17 protein-coding genes are annotated in these 19,445 nt (G+C 62.5%); 8 read left to right on the plus strand and 9 right to left on the minus strand.

Annotated elements, in window-relative coordinates:
* Positions 1 to 97: 97 nt before the first annotated feature.
* Positions 98 to 907 carry an MOSC domain-containing protein gene (locus ABQX22_RS23395; protein WP_349802254.1) on the minus strand — a complete coding sequence of 270 codons (810 nt, stop codon included), beginning with the start codon at positions 905 to 907 and terminating at the stop codon, positions 98 to 100.
* A gap of 130 nt (positions 908 to 1,037) precedes the next feature.
* The gene (locus tag ABQX22_RS23400) at positions 1,038 to 1,967 is read right to left on the minus strand and encodes a chemotaxis protein CheV (RefSeq protein WP_349802255.1); all 930 of its coding nucleotides are present in this window, start codon (positions 1,965 to 1,967) and stop codon (positions 1,038 to 1,040) included.
* A 515-nt stretch (positions 1,968 to 2,482) separates the two neighbouring features.
* Here ABQX22_RS23400 and ABQX22_RS23405 point away from each other — a divergent pair.
* From ABQX22_RS23405 to ABQX22_RS23415, 3 genes are all read left to right on the plus strand, one after another.
* Positions 2,483 to 2,998, plus strand: a complete 516-nt coding sequence (locus ABQX22_RS23405; protein ID WP_349802256.1) for a hypothetical protein — start codon at positions 2,483 to 2,485, stop codon at positions 2,996 to 2,998.
* Positions 2,999 to 3,226: 228 nt separating this feature from the next.
* The gene (locus ABQX22_RS23410) at positions 3,227 to 4,132 is read left to right on the plus strand and encodes a sensor histidine kinase (protein WP_349802257.1); all 906 of its coding nucleotides are present in this window, start codon (positions 3,227 to 3,229) and stop codon (positions 4,130 to 4,132) included.
* Positions 4,129 to 4,788: a response regulator transcription factor gene (locus tag ABQX22_RS23415; RefSeq protein WP_349802258.1), complete on the plus strand. Its 660-nt coding sequence runs from the start codon at positions 4,129 to 4,131 to the stop codon at positions 4,786 to 4,788. The genes ABQX22_RS23410 and ABQX22_RS23415 overlap by 4 nt, the downstream gene beginning before the upstream one ends.
* Here ABQX22_RS23415 and yegS read toward each other — a convergent pair.
* Positions 4,772 to 5,689 carry a lipid kinase YegS gene (gene yegS, locus ABQX22_RS23420; RefSeq protein ID WP_349802259.1) on the minus strand — a complete coding sequence of 306 codons (918 nt, stop codon included), beginning with the start codon at positions 5,687 to 5,689 and terminating at the stop codon, positions 4,772 to 4,774. The two genes, ABQX22_RS23415 and yegS, sit on opposite strands and share 17 nt — an antisense overlap.
* A 640-nt stretch (positions 5,690 to 6,329) precedes the next feature.
* On the opposite strand from yegS, the gene ABQX22_RS23425 reads away from it, so the two are divergent.
* On the plus strand, positions 6,330 to 7,784 hold the full coding sequence (locus ABQX22_RS23425) for a mannose-1-phosphate guanylyltransferase/mannose-6-phosphate isomerase (RefSeq protein ID WP_349802260.1): 1,455 nt from the start codon (positions 6,330 to 6,332) through the stop codon (positions 7,782 to 7,784).
* 103 nt (positions 7,785 to 7,887) lie between these two features.
* Positions 7,888 to 9,204 (plus strand): cellulase family glycosylhydrolase, encoded by a 1,317-nt coding sequence (locus ABQX22_RS23430; protein WP_349802261.1) that lies wholly within the window; start codon positions 7,888 to 7,890, stop codon positions 9,202 to 9,204.
* Positions 9,205 to 9,268: 64 nt separating this feature from the next.
* On the opposite strand, the gene ABQX22_RS23435 is transcribed toward ABQX22_RS23430, so the two are convergent.
* Genes ABQX22_RS23435 through ABQX22_RS23445 form a run of 3 tightly spaced genes read right to left on the minus strand, consistent with a single transcriptional unit; the run spans position 9,269 to position 11,607 of the window.
* On the minus strand, positions 9,269 to 9,646 hold the full coding sequence (locus tag ABQX22_RS23435) for a VOC family protein (RefSeq protein WP_349802262.1): 378 nt from the start codon (positions 9,644 to 9,646) through the stop codon (positions 9,269 to 9,271).
* 42 nt (positions 9,647 to 9,688) lie between these two features.
* On the minus strand, positions 9,689 to 10,726 hold the full coding sequence (locus ABQX22_RS23440; protein ID WP_349802263.1) for a Fic family protein: 1,038 nt from the start codon (positions 10,724 to 10,726) through the stop codon (positions 9,689 to 9,691).
* Positions 10,723 to 11,607, minus strand: a complete 885-nt coding sequence (locus ABQX22_RS23445) for a LysR family transcriptional regulator (RefSeq protein WP_349802264.1) — start codon at positions 11,605 to 11,607, stop codon at positions 10,723 to 10,725. The genes ABQX22_RS23440 and ABQX22_RS23445 overlap by 4 nt, the downstream gene beginning before the upstream one ends.
* Before the next feature lie 208 nt (positions 11,608 to 11,815).
* On the opposite strand from ABQX22_RS23445, the gene ABQX22_RS23450 reads away from it, so the two are divergent.
* Together ABQX22_RS23450 and ABQX22_RS23455 are read left to right on the plus strand one after the other, a co-directional pair.
* Entirely contained in the window at positions 11,816 to 13,363 is a 1,548-nt protein-coding gene (locus ABQX22_RS23450) for an MFS transporter (RefSeq protein ID WP_349802265.1), read from the plus strand.
* A gap of 235 nt (positions 13,364 to 13,598) precedes the next feature.
* Positions 13,599 to 13,868, plus strand: a complete 270-nt coding sequence (locus ABQX22_RS23455; protein WP_349802266.1) for a DUF2790 domain-containing protein — start codon at positions 13,599 to 13,601, stop codon at positions 13,866 to 13,868.
* Between the two features lie 43 nt (positions 13,869 to 13,911).
* Here ABQX22_RS23455 and ABQX22_RS23460 read toward each other — a convergent pair whose 3' ends face one another.
* Positions 13,912 to 15,057, minus strand: coding sequence for a glycerate kinase (locus ABQX22_RS23460; protein WP_349802267.1), 1,146 nt, complete (start codon positions 15,055 to 15,057; stop codon positions 13,912 to 13,914).
* Between the two features lie 441 nt (positions 15,058 to 15,498).
* Positions 15,499 to 16,587: a sugar diacid recognition domain-containing protein gene (locus ABQX22_RS23465; RefSeq protein ID WP_349802268.1), complete on the minus strand. Its 1,089-nt coding sequence runs from the start codon at positions 16,585 to 16,587 to the stop codon at positions 15,499 to 15,501.
* A 460-nt stretch (positions 16,588 to 17,047) separates the two neighbouring features.
* Here ABQX22_RS23465 and ABQX22_RS23470 point away from each other — a divergent pair, with 460 nt between their 5' ends.
* A complete protein-coding gene (locus ABQX22_RS23470; RefSeq protein ID WP_349802269.1) occupies positions 17,048 to 18,229 on the plus strand; it encodes an alpha/beta hydrolase in 1,182 nt (393 codons plus the stop codon).
* A gap of 140 nt (positions 18,230 to 18,369) precedes the next feature.
* Here ABQX22_RS23470 and ABQX22_RS23475 read toward each other — a convergent pair whose 3' ends face one another.
* Complete coding sequence (locus ABQX22_RS23475) at positions 18,370 to 19,086, minus strand: FadR/GntR family transcriptional regulator (protein WP_349802270.1); 717 nt, start codon at positions 19,084 to 19,086, stop codon at positions 18,370 to 18,372.
* Between the last annotated feature and the right edge of the window lie 359 nt (positions 19,087 to 19,445).

Consider the following 19,445-nt stretch of genomic DNA (forward strand, 5'->3'; position numbering starts at 1 on the left):
CGAGGCTGCGATTGCGGTGTGTCAGACAGACCGCATCGCAGCCTCGCACGGGCTCGTCAGCTCCTACAGGGGCCAGTTTCCGCATACAAAGACGTGCTTACTCCAACACCTCAACCGCCATCCCCACCTCAAGTTCCCCCGGCCCAACACTGACCATGTTCTGCCCGAACCAGATATGCCCGTCCCGTTCGCGGTAGGTCTTGAGCGTGGTCAGCGGCTCGCGGTCTTCGGTGCGTTGGCCCGTGGCGGGGTCAAGGGTGGTGAGGATGCAGCGCGAACAGCCGATGAGCAGGCGAAACTCCAGGGTGCCGATCCGGATGCGTTTCCAGCCGTCTTCGGCGAAGGCCTCGGCGCCGTCAATGACCAGATTGGGCCGGAAGCGCAGCATCTCCTGCGGGCGTCCGATCTTGTGGGACACATCGTCAAGCGATCCCTGACCAATCAGCAGCAGCGGAAAGCCATCGGCAAAATTCACCCGGTCGTTGACCTCGCCAAAGCCACTGGGCAACCAGCGTGCCCGCTCTGTCGGCATGTACACCATGCGGGTCGGCTTGCCGATGAGGTCGCTGACCCAGCGCGCCGCGTCATCGCCGGCATCCGGGACGCGGAACGTGTCACGCCATACCGTGATGCCGCGCAGGATCTCGTCGATGTCTTCCGGGACGGGCACCGCCAGCGTGCCCTGCCCCGGGGCTGACAAGGTCACCCCGCCCGCCTCGTTCCAGAGCACGGACAGCTGCGACATCTGCGGCATCACCCGCTGGGTAAGAAACCGGCCACTGCCCTCGTCCACCAGCATCCAGCGTCGGTCACCGGCCAATCCCAGGTTGTCGAACTGCGCGCGTTGCAGCGGTTCGGCTTTGCAGGATTTGAGGGGGTACCGGTACAACGCGCTGAGCTGGAGCATGACGCTTCCTTTTTACGAGCGGGAAAGCGCCACTTTATACGAGGCGATTACAGGCGGCAGCCATACAGATGCAAAAAAAAAGCCCCCGCCACCGGCACAAGACCGGTCACGAGGGCTTAAAAAAACGGTGTTACCGGTTATCGAGCATCAGGCGCTCGCGCACCACGTCGACCAATTTGTCGGGCTGGAATTTCGACAGGAAATTGTCGCAGCCGACTTTCTTCACCATTGACTCGTTGAAGCTGCCGGACAGCGAAGTGTGCAGCACCACGTAAAGCCCACGCAGGCGCGGGTCGTTGCGGATTTCGGTGGTCAGGCGATAGCCGTCCATTTCCGGCATTTCGGCGTCGGTGAAGATCATCAAAAGCTTGTCGGTCATCACTTCGCCACTGTCGGCCCAGCCCTTGAGCATGTTCAGCGCCTTGAGCCCGTCCCGGGCCACGTGCATTTTCACGCCCAGTTGCCCCAGTGTTTCGCGCAACTGCGCCAGGGCGACGTTGGAATCGTCCACCAGCAACACTTCGCGACCGCGCGCACGCTCCAGCACCGGGTCTTCGAGTTTTTCGCGGGACACCTTGGCGCTGTAGGGGACGATCTCGGCGAGGACTTTTTCAACGTCGATGATTTCAACCAGCTGATCGTCGACCTTGCTGATGGCCGTCAGATAATGCTGGCGACCGGCGCTGGCGGGCGGCGGGAGGATGGCTTCCCAGTTCATGTTGACGATGCGGTCGACGCCGCCCACCAGAAAGGCCTGCACCGACCGATTGTATTCGGTGACGATGATGGTGCTGGACGGGCTCGGGACCAGGGGTCGCATGCCGATGGCCTGGGACAGATCAATGACCGGCAGGGTCTGGCCACGCAAATTGACCACCCCACAGACAAACGGATGGCGCTGCGGCATCAACGTCAGTTTGGGCAGCTGGAGCACTTCCTGGACCTTGAACACGTTGATCGCGAACAGTTGTCGGCCGGCCAGGCGGAACATGAGAATTTCCAGGCGGTTCTCACCCACCAGCTGCGTGCGTTGGTCTACCGTGTCGAGAATGCCAGCCATCTGTTGCTCCTGGAGCAAGGGTCAAATTAATTCTGCTAACACACTATCGGCTGGTGCTGGCCAGACCTTAATCGCAATCTGCTGTGGAACCGGGTGGTTGGTATCACATCAATATCACTCGACGCCCTGTTGCCCAACCGCCCTTCCTGTAGCGCCATGAGACGATCTCGACGCCATCGGCTAAGGGCAACCCTTAACCGCCATCAGGGCGAACCTGATATTCGTGGTTTCCAATTGCCATTAATGTGACGCCATTCTCATTGCATGAATGGAGTCAGGCACTTGGTTGTGCGCGTGAAAATCCCCGAACCGCTCCTCAAGTCATTGATGACGGGGCGTTGCCGGCGTGGAGTGACACAGCGCAGCGGCCTTGCAGTGAACGGTGTCGCACTCATCGCAAATGTTCTGAAACAATCGGAAACGGCCTACATACTTTTCCTTGCCTTGGACACTAACGTGATCCCACTCGCCACGCGCGACCTACGATCGCCATCCATGAACAGTGGAGATTACGCATGCTGAACGGCAATGACTGGCATCAGCGACACAGCGAATTTCTCAGCGATGCCCAAACGTTGCTGGCCCGCTCGGACGAATGCCTGGTTCATCTGGAGTTGATCAATGACGACAAGGACGCCATTGAATGCCTGCTGGACGTGCTGCAAAAAATGGCCGGCGAAGCGGACAAAGCCCAGGTCGTCCTCATCGCCGGTTTTGCCCGACAACTGCGTTACCTGCTGTACTTCGCCCATGCCGCTGCGCGTATTCAGCCCACTACCTTGCAGTCCATCAAAGCGTGCTTTTCACTACTCGCCTGGCAGGTGGAATTGATCGACCCCGCCACCGGCCAGTTGTTGCTCGATGAGCACGAACAGCAGGCGTTGCTGGAGCAATTGGGCCGCTGCTCGGGGATCGGAAGCCTCGAAACCAGCTCGATCCACCCCGTGCGCTGGACCCCGCTCGCAGCGGTGCAACCCCTTGGCGGCGACCCGCTGGCCAGCGATCGGATGCGCCACATCAACTCACTCTAATAAAGCCGGTCGCGCCTGCATCGCTGGACGAGGGCGTTAATACGGGTCGCGTATTTAAGGTAATATCGGCGCCCTTCAAATTAAATGCCCCAGCATGACTCGGTCGCCGCTTGTTTGAATGCCAAAAAGACTTTTTTACGCAGAAAGACAATCCGAACGGATAGATTGGATTGAGCACTTCAAAGTGACCTGACGTCATTGGCTCGGGTTATCCGCTGGAACCCTTCGATGGCTACATTTTCTATGCCTGCCAACAACAAGACCTACAGGTTATGGCCGCCGAGCATCAAAAACGCCTGCCGGCTGACAGCTGTGCTGTGTGTGGGGGCAGCCGCCTGCAATCTGGGTGTGTACCTGACGGGCATTGCATTGCCGTTGAGCATGCTGGCGCTCAACCTGGTCGCTTTCATGAGTGTCTGGTACGTGCAGGCACGGCGCGGCCAGTCCATTCAATTCCAGCCTCAGGAACTGGCCGACCACATGCTCCACGTCCAGCAAACCGAACGTCACCGCCTGAGCCGTGAACTGCACGATGACATCGGTCAGATGCTCACCGCCGCCAAGCTGCAGAGCGACTGGTTGCAACGCCGCTTGCCGGAGGACCTGCAGCCGCAATGGGCGATGCTCAACCACACCCTGGACGAGACGCTGGCCAAGGTCCGCGATGTCTCGGCGATCCTCAACCCGAGACAACTGGCCAGCCTGGGCCTTGAAGCAAGCCTTCGCGCGCACCTGTTGCGCACGCTGGCCGACACCCCGGTCCTGTGGAGCCTGGAATGCCAACAGCGTCTTTCGGGGATTCCCGACCAGATGGCGGTCGCGGCGTTTCGCATCACTCAGGAGGCCGTCACCAATATGTTGCGCCACGCCAACGCCAGCAATCTGATCGTCCGGCTTCAGCGTCGCCTCGAAGGCCTGACCCTGAGCATCGTCGACGACGGTTCGGGCTTTACGCCTGCGGACAACCCGGCCAAACACGGCCAGCGCGGCATGGCGGGCATGTCCGAGCGGGCAACCCTGCTCGGCGGCACGTTTAGCGTCCAAAGCGCGCCCGGCCACGGCACTCACCTTCAGGCGCTGTTCCCCTGGGCACCTCGCGCCCTGGGACGCGCCGACCTCAGTAAGCCCTCATGACTTGCACCCTGCTGTTGATCGATGACCATGCACTGATCCGGGCCGGGGTGCGGGCGCTGGTATCGGACCTTCCCGACTACACCGTCATCGGCGAAGGGGCCAACGGCGAACAGCTGCTGGAACTCACCGCAAGTCTCAAGCCGGACATCATCCTGCTCGACATTTCGATGAAAGACGGCAACGGCCTCGATGCGCTGGAAACACTGCAGAAGCTTCTGCCGGACAGCAAAGTCCTGATTCTGTCGATGCACACCGAACCGCAGCTGGTCATGCGTGCGCTGGAAGGGGGAGCCCGTGGCTATCTGCTCAAGGATGCAACTGCCACTGAGATCGAACACGCGTTAAACGCACTGCGCAATGACGAGCGCTACCTGAGCCCCGCCATTGCCCACACGGTGATCAATCAGGCGCTGACCAGCACACAGGCCGGCAGGGCCGAAACGGGTCATCACCCGAAACTCACCGCGCGGCAGCTGGAAATCCTGCGGCTGATCGTACGGGGCAAGTCCACCCGGGAAATCGCCGGTGGCCTGGGCCTGAGCATCAAGACCGTGGAAACCCACCGCGCGCAAATCATGAAGCGCCTGCAGATCTACGACGTGGCGGGCCTAGTGCTGTTCTGCGTGCGCGAGCAGATCATCAGTCTGGACGATTGAGCCGCGCGGACTGAGTCAACAACGACGAATGCGAAGGCAGGTGCACCTGCAGTGCCGCCGGCCTGATCGAGAAGCGCAAGGCTTCACCGCGCAGCGGTTCGCCGTCCAGATTGATGTCAAGGCCCTCGGCGGATTTGAGTTCAACCCACGGCAGCCTCGCCCGGATAAACAGATTGTCCAGGCCGAGTCCGCCTTCCAGCAGACTTCTCAGGGTCCCGACCACTTCCTGCGGCGCGGGCAGGATGCTGATGTCCAGCAAACCGTCATCGGCCAGAGCCGTTGGGCACAGCGGATGACCACCGCCAGCCTGACGCCCGTTGCCGATGCCCAGCGCCAGCAGGTCGCCGCGCCAGTGAAAGTCCGGCCCGCTGAGTTCGCCGTAGGCCGCGCGCAACTCGCTGAAACGCGACAGCCCGGTGAACAGATACGCCGCGCCGCCGAGGATCTTCTTCAGGTCTTCGGAAGTGTTGGCGGTGACCTGGCTGCCGAAACCGCCGGTGGCCATGTTCAGGAACAGGTGACCGTCGACCTCGCCCATGTCCACCGGATGGGCCGGGACATCCAGCAGGTCCAGCGCCTTGTCGGGCTCCATCGGCACACCCGCCGAGCGGGCAAAGTCGTTGGCCGTGCCCAGGGGCATGATCGTCAGGGTGGCATCGGTGTCGGCCAGGGCCAGAGCCTCGGCGATGTCGCGCAAGGTGCCATCACCGCCGCCGGCAATGATGTGCACATGCCCTGCTGCCAGCGCTTCGTTGACCAGCCGTTGAGCGTCGCCTGCCTCCCAGGTCACCCGCACATCCAGCTGCCAGCCACGCTGGCGTTTTTGTTCCACCGCAGTGCGGACGTCCTCGTTCAGCGCCTGCTTGCCGTGAAGTATCAAAATCGCCCTGCGCTCTGTCATCTCTGTCCCTCTTGAGTCTCCGGTGGGTTGCGAGGAATGTGACCTCACGTGCGTCAGAAAAAGCCACACTGGCCTCACAAAATTTTCTCGGTCGCATCAAAGCGACAAACGGAGCATGCGCCGCGCGCAAGCCCCGTGCAAAAGGCCCTGAAAACCGCTACAAGTGCCGTGTTAGACGGCTTGGCGCCGATCAGCTCTTGGTCCCAACAGTCCGGTTTAACGGCCCCAAACCGGAGAAAATCTATCCATTTGAATACTTTTTAGGCTGTTTTTTGCTCATTTGACCTAAACGAGCACAGGAAATAATATCGCTGAAGGCAAAAGGCCATTGAAATATTTGTCTAGAATGTGCTTAATCGACAGATTATTGGCTTAAATCGAATTTTCAGGCCTAAAGAGCCATTTAATTGACTCTTTAACAACAAGAATTTGCCGGATTCAGCAGCCAATCATGCATTCATGGATTGAAGAATGAGGATGTTTGTATGCGGTTGCGCAAGATCAGCAGGCCATGCCGAGACATATCGTTGAACCGGTCGGCGCCGATCTTTAGCGTAGTGAACACAGGTCCATCTGCTTCGATCTCACACACTTTCTGTAGCACTGACGATTCAGTGCGTATTTTTCGCGAGGCTTTCTGATGGGCGCTCTTATTCCCTGCATCATCGCCGGCGGTGCCGGCACTCGGCTCTGGCCTGTTTCCCGTGTTGCGATGCCCAAGCCTTTCATGCGGCTGCCGGATGGCGAAAGCCTGCTGCAAAAGACGTTCAAGCGGGCCACGGGCCTGGCGGACGTTGAATGCCTGCTGACCGTGACCAATCGCGACGTATATTTCCGCACCGTGGACGATTACCGCCTGCTGAACAAAGACAAGGTCCAGCTGGATTTCCTGCTGGAACCCTTCGGTCGCAACACCGCCGCCGCCGTGGCGGCCGCCGCGTTGCACGTGCAGTCGCGCTACGGTTCGGACGCGCAATTGCTGATCCTGCCGGCCGATCACCTGATCAGTGACCTGGAAGCCTTCGGCGCCGCTGTGGCCAGCGCGCGCAAGCTGGCCGACGAAGGCTGGCTGGTCACCTTCGGCCTCAAGCCGACCAAGGCAGAAACCGGCTTCGGCTACATCGAAAAAGGCCAGGCGCTTAACGGCGAAGCTTTCCAGGTCGCCCGCTTCGTGGAAAAACCGAACGCCGAAATCGCCCAGGAATACGTCAGCGGCGGTTTGCACCTGTGGAACGGCGGCATGTTCTGCATGCGCGTTGATGTCTTGCTCAGCGAGATGGAAGCCCATGCACCGGACGTGTTGGCCGCGGTCAAGCATTGCCTGGCGCAGTGCACCAGCAAAGAAGGCAACAACGAACTGCAGATGGAGCTGGACAGCGCCAGCTTCGCCCTCACGCCGGACATCTCCATCGACTACGCCGTGATGGAACGCTCGCAGAAAGTGGCCGTCGTGCCGTGTGAACTGGGCTGGAGCGACATCGGTTCGTGGGAAGCGATTCGCGAGCTGACGCCGGGTGATGTAAACGGCAACCAGTGCAACGGCCAGACCGTGCTGCACGACGTGACCAATTGCTACATCGATTCGCCCAAGCGTCTGGTGGGCGGTCTGGGCCTGGACAACCTGATCATCATCGACACCCCTGATGCCATCTTGATTGCCGATGCTGCCCGCAGCCAGGAAGTCAAAGTCATCGCTCAGGAGCTCAAGCGTCAGAACCACCCTGCGTACCTGCTGCACAACACCGTGACCCGCCCGTGGGGCACGTACACCGTGCTGGAAGAAGGCAAGCGCTTCAAGATCAAGCGCATCATGGTCAAGCCGAAGGCATCCCTGTCGCTGCAAATGCACCACCACCGCAGCGAGCACTGGATTGTCGTCAGCGGCATGGCACTGGTGAGCAACAACGATCGTGAGTTCATGCTCGACACCAACGAATCGACCTTCATCAAGCCAGGCCACACCCACCGTCTGGTCAACCCGGGCGTGATCGACCTGGTGATGATTGAAGTGCAAAGCGGCGAGTACCTGGGCGAAGACGATATCGTGCGCTTTACCGATGTCTACGGCCGCGTGCCGGATGCTGAAAAAGTCTGATTCATCTGCATCACCAGACGGCCCGAAAGGGCCGTCTGTCTAATAACAATAAGCTGGCAGCACGTGCCGGCATGACGCGCTTGCCCGCAAGGGAGCTTGGTTCATGCGTGACCGAAGGCGGGGCCCTCTCAAGTACGCGCTGCTGATCGGCGTGTTGTCGTTCTGCTCGGCGCAGGCCATGGCCGAAAACATATTGCGCGCGCCACGCACCGTCACGTGGCAGGACTACCTGGGCATCAACGTCCAGTTCGATGCCTATCCCCCCGATGTCTACCAGAAGCAGATGAACCGGCTCGATCAGCTGGGGCTCAACCGTGTGCGCTGGGCCATGGAATGGGCCACTCTGGAACCGGTCCAGGGCCAGTACAACCTGGCCAGGCTCGACGCGGCCATGGCCGCTGCCAATCCGCATCACTACAACATCGTGGCCTACCTGACCGGCTCTGCACCCTTCGCCAGCAGTGCGCCGGCTGCCGCCAGCAACAGCGATCAATACCCGCCGGAAGACTTCAACCTGTTCGCCGAGCGCATGACCGCCCTCAGCCAGTACTACCCGCAGGTGGACAGCTGGCAGGTGTGGAACGAACCGAACATCACCTGGCGTCCGCTGGCCGACACCAAGGAGTACTACAAACTCTTCACGCTGACCGCCGACGCCCTCCGCACGGCGCTGCCCGACAAGACCATCGTCACCGGCGGGCTGGGGTTCTACGGCCAGTTGCTGGGCAGCACCAGCAACATGCTCCTGGACATGGTCGACCTGGGGCTGGCGAGCCAGAACGTCGTCGCCGCCTACCACCCCTATTCCGACTACCCCGAAGGCGATTCGGTGCAGGACCGGGACTTCCTGCTGCGCGCCAATGAGATGAACAGCGCCTTGCATAAGGCCGGCATCCCGGAGGTCTGGGCCACTGAATGGGGCTGGTCCAGCTACGGCGGGCCGTTGCCGGTGCAACAAGCCGCCGGGCTGGAGACCCAGGCCAACTACACCCTGCGACGACTGGCGATGATGAGCACGCTGGATTACCAGCGGATCTTCCTGTTCAGCCTCAGTGACCTGGATCGCCCCATCACCCCGCGCGAGCGCAACTACGGCCTGCTGGACCTCAAGGGCGAACCGAAACCGGTGTTCAACGCCCTGCGCAATTTCCTGCGCATCACTGGCCCGACCCTGGAGCCCGACACGCTGCCGCCAGTCCTCTCGGTGCCGGAAGACCTGTGGGCCATGCCGTGGACCCGCCCGGACGGCTCACACGTGTTGATGGCCTGGAGCGAAAGCCGCGCGCACCTGACCATCCCCGGGGTCAAGGTCGCCACGCTGTACGACCCGGCGAGCGGCCGTCATGCCGAGCTCGCCGATCCCATGGGCGTCGACGTGCCGCTCACCCCCTCGCTGCAGATCCTCGTCTGGAAGCCCTGACGCCCTCCGCCCGATGCACGCACGGTCCTCGCCATGGCAGCTAACGGGTGACGACTGCTGGGACTCAGACGTACTCGGAAATCTCGATCAGGTTCAGGTCCGGGTCGCGCACATACACCGAGCGGATCGGTCCCGTGGCACCGGTGCGCATCACCGGGCCTTCCAGGATCGGCCACGGCGCCTGATGCAGGCGCTCGATCACCTCCTGCAACGGCACCGTGGCCACGAAACACAGGTCCAGCGCCCCTGGCACCGGCAGATGCGCCTTGGGCTCGAACTCATGACCGCGCACGTGCAGGTTGATCTTCTGGCTGCCAAAGCGAAACGCCCGACGCCCGTCGCCGAACGTCTCCAGCTGCATGCCCAGCACACGGGTATAGAAATCCACCGTCGCGTCGGGATCGACAGCGGTGAGCACCAGATGGTCGAGGTGGTCAATCATGGCGCGGTTTCCTCATGGGGGGTTGGGTTGTGCTGGAGTGGCTCAGCGTACGCCCAGAACCGACAAGCCACGCTCGGACAACCGATAGGTTTGCGACGGGCTTCGTGGTGAATCCGGTGCGCTCATTTCAATCAGACCGGCGTCCAGTGCGGGGGCCAGGTAACTTCGGCGAAATGATTGGCGATGCGTCAGCCCCAGCCCTTCCATGGCCTCGCTGGATCGAACTGCCGGCTTCCCGGCCAGCCACTGCAACAAGCGCATCACCTGTTCAGTTACTTGTGCGGTTACTTGTGCGGTTACTTGTGCGGTCGGTGTCTTTGGAGACTCGACTTCCACCAGCGCCTGCTGCAACGCACCTAGCATGAATTCAACGAAAGGCGTGGCTTCCGAGCGCTGATCCGACGCACTGAGGGCGCCGTAATAAGCGTCCTGCTGGTCACGAATCACCGTTTCCACGGGCAAGTAGGCAAGGACGGGGCGCCAGTGGCTGAGGATCAACGTTTGCCACAAGCGGCCCATACGGCCGTTGCCGTCGGCAAAAGGATGGATGAATTCAAACTCGTAATGAAACACGCAACTGGCGATCAGTGGATGAAGCGCATGATCCTTCAGCCACCCGAGCAAATCGTTCATGAGCGTGTGCAGCCGACTGGCAGGCGGAGCCATGTGCAGCAATTGCTCTCCTCGGTAAATCCCCGCGCCGCCGGAGCGAAAGCAACCGGCATCGTCGATCAGACCCTGCATCAACAGCCCGTGGGCCTTGAGCAAGTCGGCCTGCCGTTCAGGCTTCCAGCCGGGCATGGCCTCGTAGGCGGTGAACGCGTTGCGCACCTCCTGAATTTCACGGGGCAGCCCCAATACGCGTCGCCCGTCCAGCACGGCCGTGACCTGATCCAGACTCAATGTGTTGTTCTCGATCGCCAGCGATGCCTGGATGGTACGGATACGGTTGCCGCGCCGCAGCGTCGGCGTCAGGCTCGTGTCGTGCAGTGCAGACAAACGCCCCACGTGCTCGCTGATAGTGGCCACTGCCTCAAGCATGCGAGGGGTCAATGTCAGTGGCGGCTGGTACTTTTTCATACAGGAACATCCATGCTGTGTGCTTTGACGTGCTCGATAAACCGTGCCACGGCCGGGGCTTTTTCGTGGCGCCGGTGGATCAGCGACAGGAAGGACGTGGGCTGGCAGTCGTCGATGCGGCGGTAGACGACATTGGGCAGGCGGATGTGATCGACCACCGACTCCGGCACCACGGCGATCCCCTGCCCCAGGCTGACCAGCGCCACCACGGACACCAGCCCGCCGGGCTGCGGGCCCAACGTCGGTGCGAAGCCACCGTGGGCCGCCACCGCCAGCGTGCCTGAAATCTGCTCGGGGAGGATGAAGGTTTCGCGTTGCAAATGCACGGCGTTGAGGGTCTTGAGTTTGCACAGCCAGGAGCTGTCCGGCAGCGCCAGGGCGAAGCCTTCGGTGAGCAGCTTCACCGCGTCGAGGCTGTCGGGCAAGGCCATCGGCGAGCGGATGTAGCCGACGTCCAGCCGGCCTTCTTCGATCATGCGCGGCAGTGCCGGCATCAGGTATTCGGTGAGGGTGAAGTCCACGTCGGCGTAGCGCTCGCGGAACTGCCGGACCTGACGTTGCAGCACCCCGGAAAACACCGCCGACGCCACGTAGCCCAGTTCGATGCGCCCCGCTTCGCCACGCCCGGCCCGCTGCACGTTCAGGGTGGCGGATTCGAACTGACGCACCGCCAGCTCGGCTTCGATCTGCAGCGCACGGCCGGCATCAGTAAGCCTGACCTCGCGCTGTTCACGCACGAACAAGCGGGTGCCCAGCGCGCTTTCCAGGTCCTGGATCTGCCGGGTCAGGGTCGGCGGGGCGATGCCCAGCTGCTCGGCGGCCCGGGTGAAATGCCGGTGCTTGGCGACGGCCAGGAAATAGCGGAAGTGACGGATTTCCATGAGGCATTAGCTCAAAGGTAATGAAGTGACGATGGGCGAGTAACGCAGCATAGGCCATCTGGAGGTAGGGTGTCTTTGCCGTGACACCCTGCCTGTAGGAGCTGACGAGCTGCCGAAGGCTGCGATTCAATTTGCCTGACACACCGCAATCGCAGCCTTCGACGGCTCGTCAGCTCCTACACTGATCAATGATTAGCTGGAACCTAACATGCCCGTGCACACAAAAAAAACCAACCCCCGCCTGACGCTGCTCACCGCTTCGGGCGTCTGCGCGTTGATCGTTCTGGACACCAATATCGTCGCCGTGACGCTGCCTAGCATCGCCCGTGACCTGGTTGCCGGTTTTGCCGACATCGAATGGGTGGTCAGCGCGTACATGCTGGCGTTCGCCGCGTTGCTCCTGCCCGCGGGCAGCCTGGCCGACCGTTTCGGCCGCAAGAAAATGCTGCTCTGCGGGCTGGTGCTGTTCATGCTGGCCTCGGTCGGTTGTGGCGCGGCGCCCGACATCCTCTGGCTCGACATCGCCCGGGCGGTGAAGGGTGTAGGGGCGGCGCTGTTGCTGACCTCGGCGCTGGCCACCATCGGCCATGTGTTCCATGACGAAGCCGAACGCGCCAAGGCGTGGGCGTTCTGGGGCGCGTGCATGGGCGTGGCCATGACCGCCGCCCCCACCGTCGGCGGGCTGATCGCCGAACTGGCGGGATGGCGCTGGATTTTCTACCTCAACGTGCCGGTGGGCGCGGTGCTGTTGTGGAGCGTACTGCGTACGGTGGGCGAATCACGCAACGAACACTCCGCGCGGCTCGACCCGTGGGGCAGCCTGTTTTTCAGCGCGAGCCTGTTATGCCTGATGTGGGGCTTGATCGAGGCCAACCGCATCGGCTGGGATAACCCGTTGACCTTCACGCGCCTGGTGGGCGGCGCGGCGCTGCTGGCCCTGTTTGTCCTCGCTGAACGGGTGCAGCGCCGGCCGATGGTGGATTTGCAGCTGTTTCGGTATCCGCGCTTCATCGGCGCCCTGCTGGGGATGTTTGCCTACGCCGGCTGCGCCCAGGTGATGATGACGCTGCTGCCGTTTTACCTGCAGAACGGCCTGGGCTTCAGCGCCATTGTGTCCGGGCTGGGCATGCTGCCGTTTGCGATCACCATGCTGCTGTGTCCGCGCCTGGGACCCCGACTGGCCCGGCATCTGTCGCCCGCAGCGATGATGGCGCTGGGTCTGAGCCTGGTGGGGGCCGGGAATCTGTTGTGCGCCTGGGCGACCTCGCTGGGTGGCTATCCGGCATTCGCCATGGCCATCGCGGTGACCGGCGCTGGCGCGGGACTGCTCAACGGCGACACGCAGAAACACATCATGGCCTGCGTGCCCCGTGAACGGACCGGCATGGCGTCGGGCCTGAGCACCACCATGCGCTTCAGCTCGATCATGCTGGCAATCGGCGTGTACGGCGCGTTGCTAGCCAGCCACACGCTGGGGGCCCTGACTGCGAGCCTGAACCGCGCCGCGCCGGCCTGGCTGGACATCGCCGAACACCTGGCCTCGCGGGTGGTGGCCGGTGACATGAACGCCGCGCTGCAACCGTTGAACGCCGAGGCGCGCGTGATCGTCGAGCCATTGGCGCAGCAGGCCTTCATCAGCGGGTTCGGGTCGGTGCTGTGGCTGGCCGGAGTGTTGGCGCTGTTGGCGGCCGTGGCGGTGGGCCTTTTGATGCGCAATCCGATTCCGACGATGCAACCTGCCGCCGCTGCCCGGTGAATCATTCCTCTTTTCGCTGAGGACGAAGCGGGTGGGAGAGAGCTTGCTCGCGATGCGTCAGCTCAGGCGCGGTGATGCTGGCTTTGAAACCGCTATCGCGCGAGCAAGCTCCCTCCCACTTATCAAGCTCCGCAGGGGCCTCAACATTTATTTTCACGGTGCAGGGAATAACCCTCCCCCGGCTTCGTCATACGGGCTCAAGAAAGTAACTCACCCCCAATGAAGAGAAGCCATCATGAAACTGACCCTGAAAAACCCCCTCACCGCCCTCACCCTGACCGCCTTGAGCACCTTCGCCCTCAGCGCCAGCGCCGACATGAAAAACATGCCGGCGGTGCAGGATTACACCTACAGCAGCAAGCTCGACATCGCCAAGGTCACCCACACCCCGATGCTGAATTTCTGCGGCGTGCGCCCGGTGGAAATGAGCTACGTCGACCACATGGGCAAGGCTCACACCCTGCGCTATGAAGTCAACGGCAATGCGTGCCTGGGCGACAATTAATGGCCTTGGCGCCAGCCACTGCGGCCGCCGGTGGTCCTCGTATTCACTGCGCTGACTTGGCCGCCAGTTGCCACACGCGCGCCAGGTCTCGCGCGCGGTCGTGCAGCAGCGTGGCGGCGTCGCGACAGGCCTGTTCCAGCGTCATTGGCCCGCTGGTCAGGGCGAACGCCGCGCTGATGCCGTGTGCGTACAGATCCGCATAGCCCTCCCCCAGCGTCCCGGCCAGAACAATCACCGGCACGCCTTTGCGCCGGGCGATGCGGGCGACGCCAAACGGCGTCTTGCCGCGCAGGGTTTGCGCGTCGAAACGGCCCTCGCCCGTGATCACCAGATCGGCGCCGTCCAGTGCGTCGGCCAAGCCGGTCAGGTCGGCCACCACTTCCACCCCCGGTCGAAACGAGGCGTTCAAATACGCCTTGGCCGCAAAGCCCATGCCGCCCGCCGCACCGCAGCCTGGGTGATCGCGCTCGTCCTTGCCCAGCGCCTTGGCGGATTGATCGGCAAAATGCCCCAGCGCCGCATCCAGTGCCAGTACTTGCTCGGGCGAGGCGCCCTTTTGCGGTCCGAAAATATGCGACGCGCCGTTGCGGCCGCACAGCGGGTTGTCGACGTCGGCGGCCACCTCGAACTGGACGTCCCGCAGGCGCTCGTCCAGGCCACCGAGTTCGATGCGCGCCACCTTGGCCAGCGCCAGGCCGCCGGGAGGCAACGGCTGGCCGTCGTCGCCGAGAAAGCGCGCGCCCAAGGCTGAGAGCATGCCGGTGCCAGCGTCATTGGTGGCACTGCCGCCAATGGCGAGGATGATCCGTTGCGCGCCGGCCTCCAGCGCCGCGCGAATCAACTGGCCGGTGCCTTGTGTGCTGGTGACGGTGGCGTCCCGTTGCTCCAGGGTCAGGAGTTGCAAACCGCTGGCCATAGCCATTTCGATGATCGCGGTCCGGGTCTCGGGCAGCCAACCCCATTGCGCGTCGAGGGGCTGACCCAACGGGCCATTGACGTGGGTGGTCATCCATTGCCCGCCGCACGCGGCCAGCACTGCTTCGATGGTGCCCTCGCCGCCATCGGCCATGGGGCATTCGACCAGTTCGGCGTCCGGCCAGACATCCGTGAGACCGCGGGCGATGGCCTGCGCGACGGCCTGGGCGCTGAGGCTGTCCTTGAAGGAATCCGGGGCGATGACAATCTTCATGGGAATTCTCCTTATTCGATGGCCGATATTCGCATTGTTCCGCGTGTTTGCCCCCTGACCTTCGCACAATCACGGGCCATGGCAATTGGTCATTCGAACAAGACCCTGACGCAAAACCTGTAGGAGCTGCCGAGGGACGAAGGCTGCGATGGCGGCGTGTCAGACGATATCGCGTTGCCTGATCCGACGCATCGCGGGCAAGCGCGCTCCTACAACGTAGATTCCGCGTCCAGCGCAAATCGTGTAGGAGCTGCCGAGGGACGAAGGCTGCGATGGCGGTGTGTCAGACGCCACCGCGTTGCCTGATCCGCCGCATCGCGGGCAAGCGCGCTCCTACAACGTAGATTCCGTGTCCAGCGCAAATCGTGTAGGAGCTGTCGAGGGACGAAGGCTGCGATGCGGCGTGTCAGACGATAGTGCGTTGCCTGTGCGACATCGTGGTCAGGTCCGCGGCATCATTTCCAGGCCCAAGTAGAGGCGCAACAGGTCATCGGTGCGGTACGGATCGCTGCCGCTGATTTCGGCGATTTTCTCCAGCCGGTAGCGCAGGCTGTTGCGGTGGATGCCCAAGGCATCGGCGCAGGCCTGGCTTTCGCCGCTGTAGTCGAGCCAGCCTCGCAACGTTTCGAGCAACTGGGCGTGCCCGGCCAGACGCTCGACAGGTTCGGCCACCCGTTGCGCCAGCCAGTCGTGGCGATAACGCCAGAACAGCACCGGCAGCCGATGGCTTTCCAGCCGCAGCAGCGACTGATCCGGTTTGACGTGACGCGCGTAATCCAGCAAATCCCGGGCCGCGACACAGGCGTGGCGCAGTGCTGCCAGGTCCGGCGTTTGCGCCACCGTGCCCATGCGCATGATTGGCCAGCCCTGCGCCTGGCACTGCTCCAGCAGCAGCGCGTCCTCCCGCTCCTTCCCCGTCGCCCGGCACCAGTACAACAGCGACGGCTCACCCCGGACACACCAGCTATTGACGCAGCGACCCATCAGCCAGGTGGCGAGGTGGTCGGTGACCGCCGCATCACCTGCCACCTCGATCAGCACCGCCTGACGTGGCAACTGCGGTTGCAGGCCCAACTGCTCGGCTTCGTCGATCAGGCTGTCCGGGCTGTCACCGAGCAACAGGCGCGACAGCAGGTCCTCGCTGCGCTGTTGCCGCCAGTGCTGATCGGCCTGCTGACGACGGTGCTCCATGAGCATCTCGGCGGTCATCTTCACCAGCTCGGCATAGACCCGCACCTGCTCGGGCGCCCCGGTGATGCCCAGCACGCCCACCAACTGGTCATCCAGCATCAACGGCAGATTGACCCCGGGCCGGACACCGTCCAGTTGCCGCGCCGTGTGGTCATCGATCTCCACCACCCGCCGGTTGGCCAACACCAGTTGCGCGCCCTCGTGCCGCGTATACAGCCGCTGCGCCTCGCCGCTGCCGATGATGATCCCCAGGTAGTCCATGACATTCACATTGCACGGCAAAATCGCCATCGCCCGATCGACAATGTCCTGCGCCAACGCGTGGTCAAGGGCAAACATGAGGGAGATCCGGTGAGCGAGGAACGGGGGTTTTCATGGGTCAGGTTCTGGTTTTTATCGGGATGGGGGGAGTCTGCCTGAATCTCATGGGGAGTGCGATTGGGGTGGAAGCATCGCCAACGTCTATCCCTGTGGGAGGAACTTGCTCGCGAAACGTTTCGCAGCCCAAAACACTTACAGCGGGAAAAAACCAGCTTCGCGAGCAAGCTCCCTCCCACACTGTCGATGACCTCCTCCAGGCGAATCAGCGAAGACCCGCTCATGATGCACGGCACGTTCGCCTCGGCGGCGGCCTGCGCCATGATCAAATCGCCGCGATAGCTACACGAGCGTTAAAAAGCAAATAAAACAGCGCGAATCATTTCGCCCGGCGTCACTCTGAACCCTGTAATCGACTGCGGTGCGCCGGGCTGTGCGGCGCTTCACTCCCCCTCTTTTGCTGACTGGAGCGCCCCGAGCCTTGGCAAAAAACCGTTTCGCCCTGCTATTGCCCCTGTTCGCCCTGCAGGCGTGTGCTTCGTCCAGCGTGCCCCTCGGCCAGTCCAGCTTTGTCGAGTACCGCCAACAGACCGTGGCGTGGATGCAGGCACACCGCACCTTCCAGACTGACGATCACGTGGCCGAACTTGAGTGGAACGCGCCCCATGAGTGGCGCCCTACGGGCACGCCGAAAAGCGGCATATTGTTGGTGCACGGGCTGGGCGATTCGCCGTGGTCGTTCAATGACGTGGGCACGCGCCTCGCCGCGCAGGGGTTTCTGGTGCGAACGGTGCTGTTGCCGGGGCATGGCACGCAGCCGTCGGACATGCTGGACGTCACCCTCAAACAGTGGCAACAGGTGGTGCGCGAGCAGACGCAGATTCTCGCCCGGGATGTGCCGAAGGTGTACCTCGGTGGCTTCTCCACCGGCGCCAATTTGGTGCTGGACTACGCGTACGAGCACGACGAGATCGCCGGGCTGGTGCTGTTTTCTCCGGCGTTTCGCCCGGACAATACCTACGCCTGGGTCACCCAGTACATCGGCTGGTTCCGGCCGTGGCTGGCCAAGCCCAACGACGGTGTCCGACCGATGCAGACCCCGGTTCGCTACCTCAACGTCCCCACCAACGGATTCGCGCAGTTCTACCGCAGCGCATTGCTGGCGCAGAAGCGCCTGAAACAGCGCACCTACGACAAGCCGGTGTTCGTCGCCATCACGCAGCATGATTCGGTGCTTGACACCGGCTACGTGCTGGACAACTTCAATCAGCGGTTCAGTCACCCGGCCAGTCGCCTGATCTGGTACGGGGACAGCCCGGCGCCCGCCGCGAAGACACCCCGAGTGCTGGTGCGCAACGACTACCTGCCGGAATACCGGATCGCACAGTTTTCCCACATGGGCCTGATGTTTTCGCCGGACAACCGCCTGTATGGCCAGGCCGGGACTCAGCGCATTTGCTGGAATGGACAGGACAGCGCGGCCATGGGCCAATGCCTGAAGGGTGAGCAGGTCTGGTATTCGGACTGGGGCCATCGAGAGCCCGGCAAAGTGTTCGCGCGGCTGACCTTCAACCCGTATTTCGACTGGCAATCGCAGGTGATGATGCAGGTATTGAATGATGCGGGGGCGGGGATGAAGAAAGCCGGATCAGCTGTGCATTGATGGTGGGAGGGAGCTTGCTCGCGATGCGTCGGTTGCCACACTGAAGACGGTGGTGACTGGACTGGCCTCTCGCGAGCAAGCTCCCTCCCACACCCAATATTCCTTCGCGGGCAAGCCTCGCTCCAACAGGTTGGCGCCAATCACTCAACCGGCGCCAACCGCTCCCGGCTGTTGCTCAAATGCGTCCACATCGCCGCCCTGGCCGCGTCGGGGTCCTGGCGGCGGATGGCGCTGAGGATGGCTTCGTGCTCCAGGTTGGCAAGGTACGCGTGGCGGGTCAGGTTGGCGCCGGCCCGTTCGCTGCTGGCGATGCGGCTGCGGGGGATGATCGCCCCGCCCAGGTGCTGCATGATTTCGACGAAATAGGGGTTGCCGGTGGCCTCGGCGATCAGTCGGTGGAAACGCTTGTCCGGCTCCACGCAGCTGTCTTCCTTGGCGAGCAGGTCCTGGTAATCGTCCAGCGCCTGTCGCATCAGGCTCAGGTGTTCCGGGGTGCGGCGCACGGCGGCCAGCGCCACCGCCTGGGTTTCCAGGCCCATGCGCAGCTCAATGATATGGCGCACGCTGGACGCGGTTTCCACCTTCAGGTGCAGCCCGCTCTGCTCCGAGCGCTGCAGCACGAACGTGCCCTTGCCCTGATGGGTTTCCACCAGCCCCGAGGCCTGCAGTTTGGAAATCGCCTCCCGCACCACGGTGCGGCTGACCCCGTAATCGCGAACGATCTCGCTCTCCGAAGGCAGCTTTTCACCCGGCGCGATCTTGCCCATGAGAATGCGCTGGCTCAGGTCGGTGACCAGATCGGTCGCCAGACTGTGGGCGCGGCGTTTGGGCGCAAGGGTCGGGGTGGCGTCGTGCATGGGGGCGGGTCCGAAAGCCGAGACAGGAGGCGCCGAGCATATCACCGCGCAACGGGACGGTTCGCGTTGCCTGCTGACTTGTCTTTTTGCCAAACCGGAGACGGAGCCGACAACGGCAAACCCCACCACTTCATCCCGAAGAAGACAGAAATAACGCCGCAACTATGGGACCTGAAACGATCCACGCCCGCTTGTTCAACTTGTATGACAAGCACGCTGAGCAGCGCAAATAAACCCGGCGAAGGCACGTCATTTCGGTTGCGCGCGGCCACTTAACTTGTATGATGACCGGCAACGGGGCGTCGACCCTAGTTACACACACAAACCCTGTTACAACCCGCATAAAAATAATCAGTGGG

It is taken from the genome of Xanthomonas sp. WHRI 1810A (assembly GCF_040202885.1).
In the GTDB taxonomy this organism is placed as follows: Bacteria; Pseudomonadota; Gammaproteobacteria; order Pseudomonadales; family Pseudomonadaceae; genus Aquipseudomonas.

Coding starts and splice junctions, on each gene's coding strand:
- ABQX22_RS23460 (WP_349802267.1), bottom strand. CDS start 15,057: ATGAAGATTGTCATCGCCCCGGATTCCTTCAAGGACAGCCTCAGCGCC.
- ABQX22_RS23465 (WP_349802268.1), bottom strand. CDS start 16,587: ATGTTTGCCCTTGACCACGCGTTGGCGCAGGACATTGTCGATCGGGCG.
- ABQX22_RS23455 (WP_349802266.1), top strand. CDS start 13,599: ATGAAACTGACCCTGAAAAACCCCCTCACCGCCCTCACCCTGACCGCC.
- ABQX22_RS23435 (WP_349802262.1), bottom strand. CDS start 9,646: ATGATTGACCACCTCGACCATCTGGTGCTCACCGCTGTCGATCCCGAC.
- yegS (WP_349802259.1), bottom strand. CDS start 5,689: ATGACAGAGCGCAGGGCGATTTTGATACTTCACGGCAAGCAGGCGCTG.
- ABQX22_RS23450 (WP_349802265.1), top strand. CDS start 11,816: ATGCCCGTGCACACAAAAAAAACCAACCCCCGCCTGACGCTGCTCACC.
- ABQX22_RS23475 (WP_349802270.1), bottom strand. CDS start 19,086: ATGCACGACGCCACCCCGACCCTTGCGCCCAAACGCCGCGCCCACAGT.
- ABQX22_RS23445 (WP_349802264.1), bottom strand. CDS start 11,607: ATGGAAATCCGTCACTTCCGCTATTTCCTGGCCGTCGCCAAGCACCGG.
- ABQX22_RS23395 (WP_349802254.1), bottom strand. CDS start 907: ATGCTCCAGCTCAGCGCGTTGTACCGGTACCCCCTCAAATCCTGCAAA.
- ABQX22_RS23400 (WP_349802255.1), bottom strand. CDS start 1,967: ATGGCTGGCATTCTCGACACGGTAGACCAACGCACGCAGCTGGTGGGT.
- ABQX22_RS23440 (WP_349802263.1), bottom strand. CDS start 10,726: ATGAAAAAGTACCAGCCGCCACTGACATTGACCCCTCGCATGCTTGAG.
- ABQX22_RS23425 (WP_349802260.1), top strand. CDS start 6,330: ATGGGCGCTCTTATTCCCTGCATCATCGCCGGCGGTGCCGGCACTCGG.
- ABQX22_RS23415 (WP_349802258.1), top strand. CDS start 4,129: ATGACTTGCACCCTGCTGTTGATCGATGACCATGCACTGATCCGGGCC.
- ABQX22_RS23430 (WP_349802261.1), top strand. CDS start 7,888: ATGCGTGACCGAAGGCGGGGCCCTCTCAAGTACGCGCTGCTGATCGGC.
- ABQX22_RS23405 (WP_349802256.1), top strand. CDS start 2,483: ATGCTGAACGGCAATGACTGGCATCAGCGACACAGCGAATTTCTCAGC.
- ABQX22_RS23410 (WP_349802257.1), top strand. CDS start 3,227: ATGGCTACATTTTCTATGCCTGCCAACAACAAGACCTACAGGTTATGG.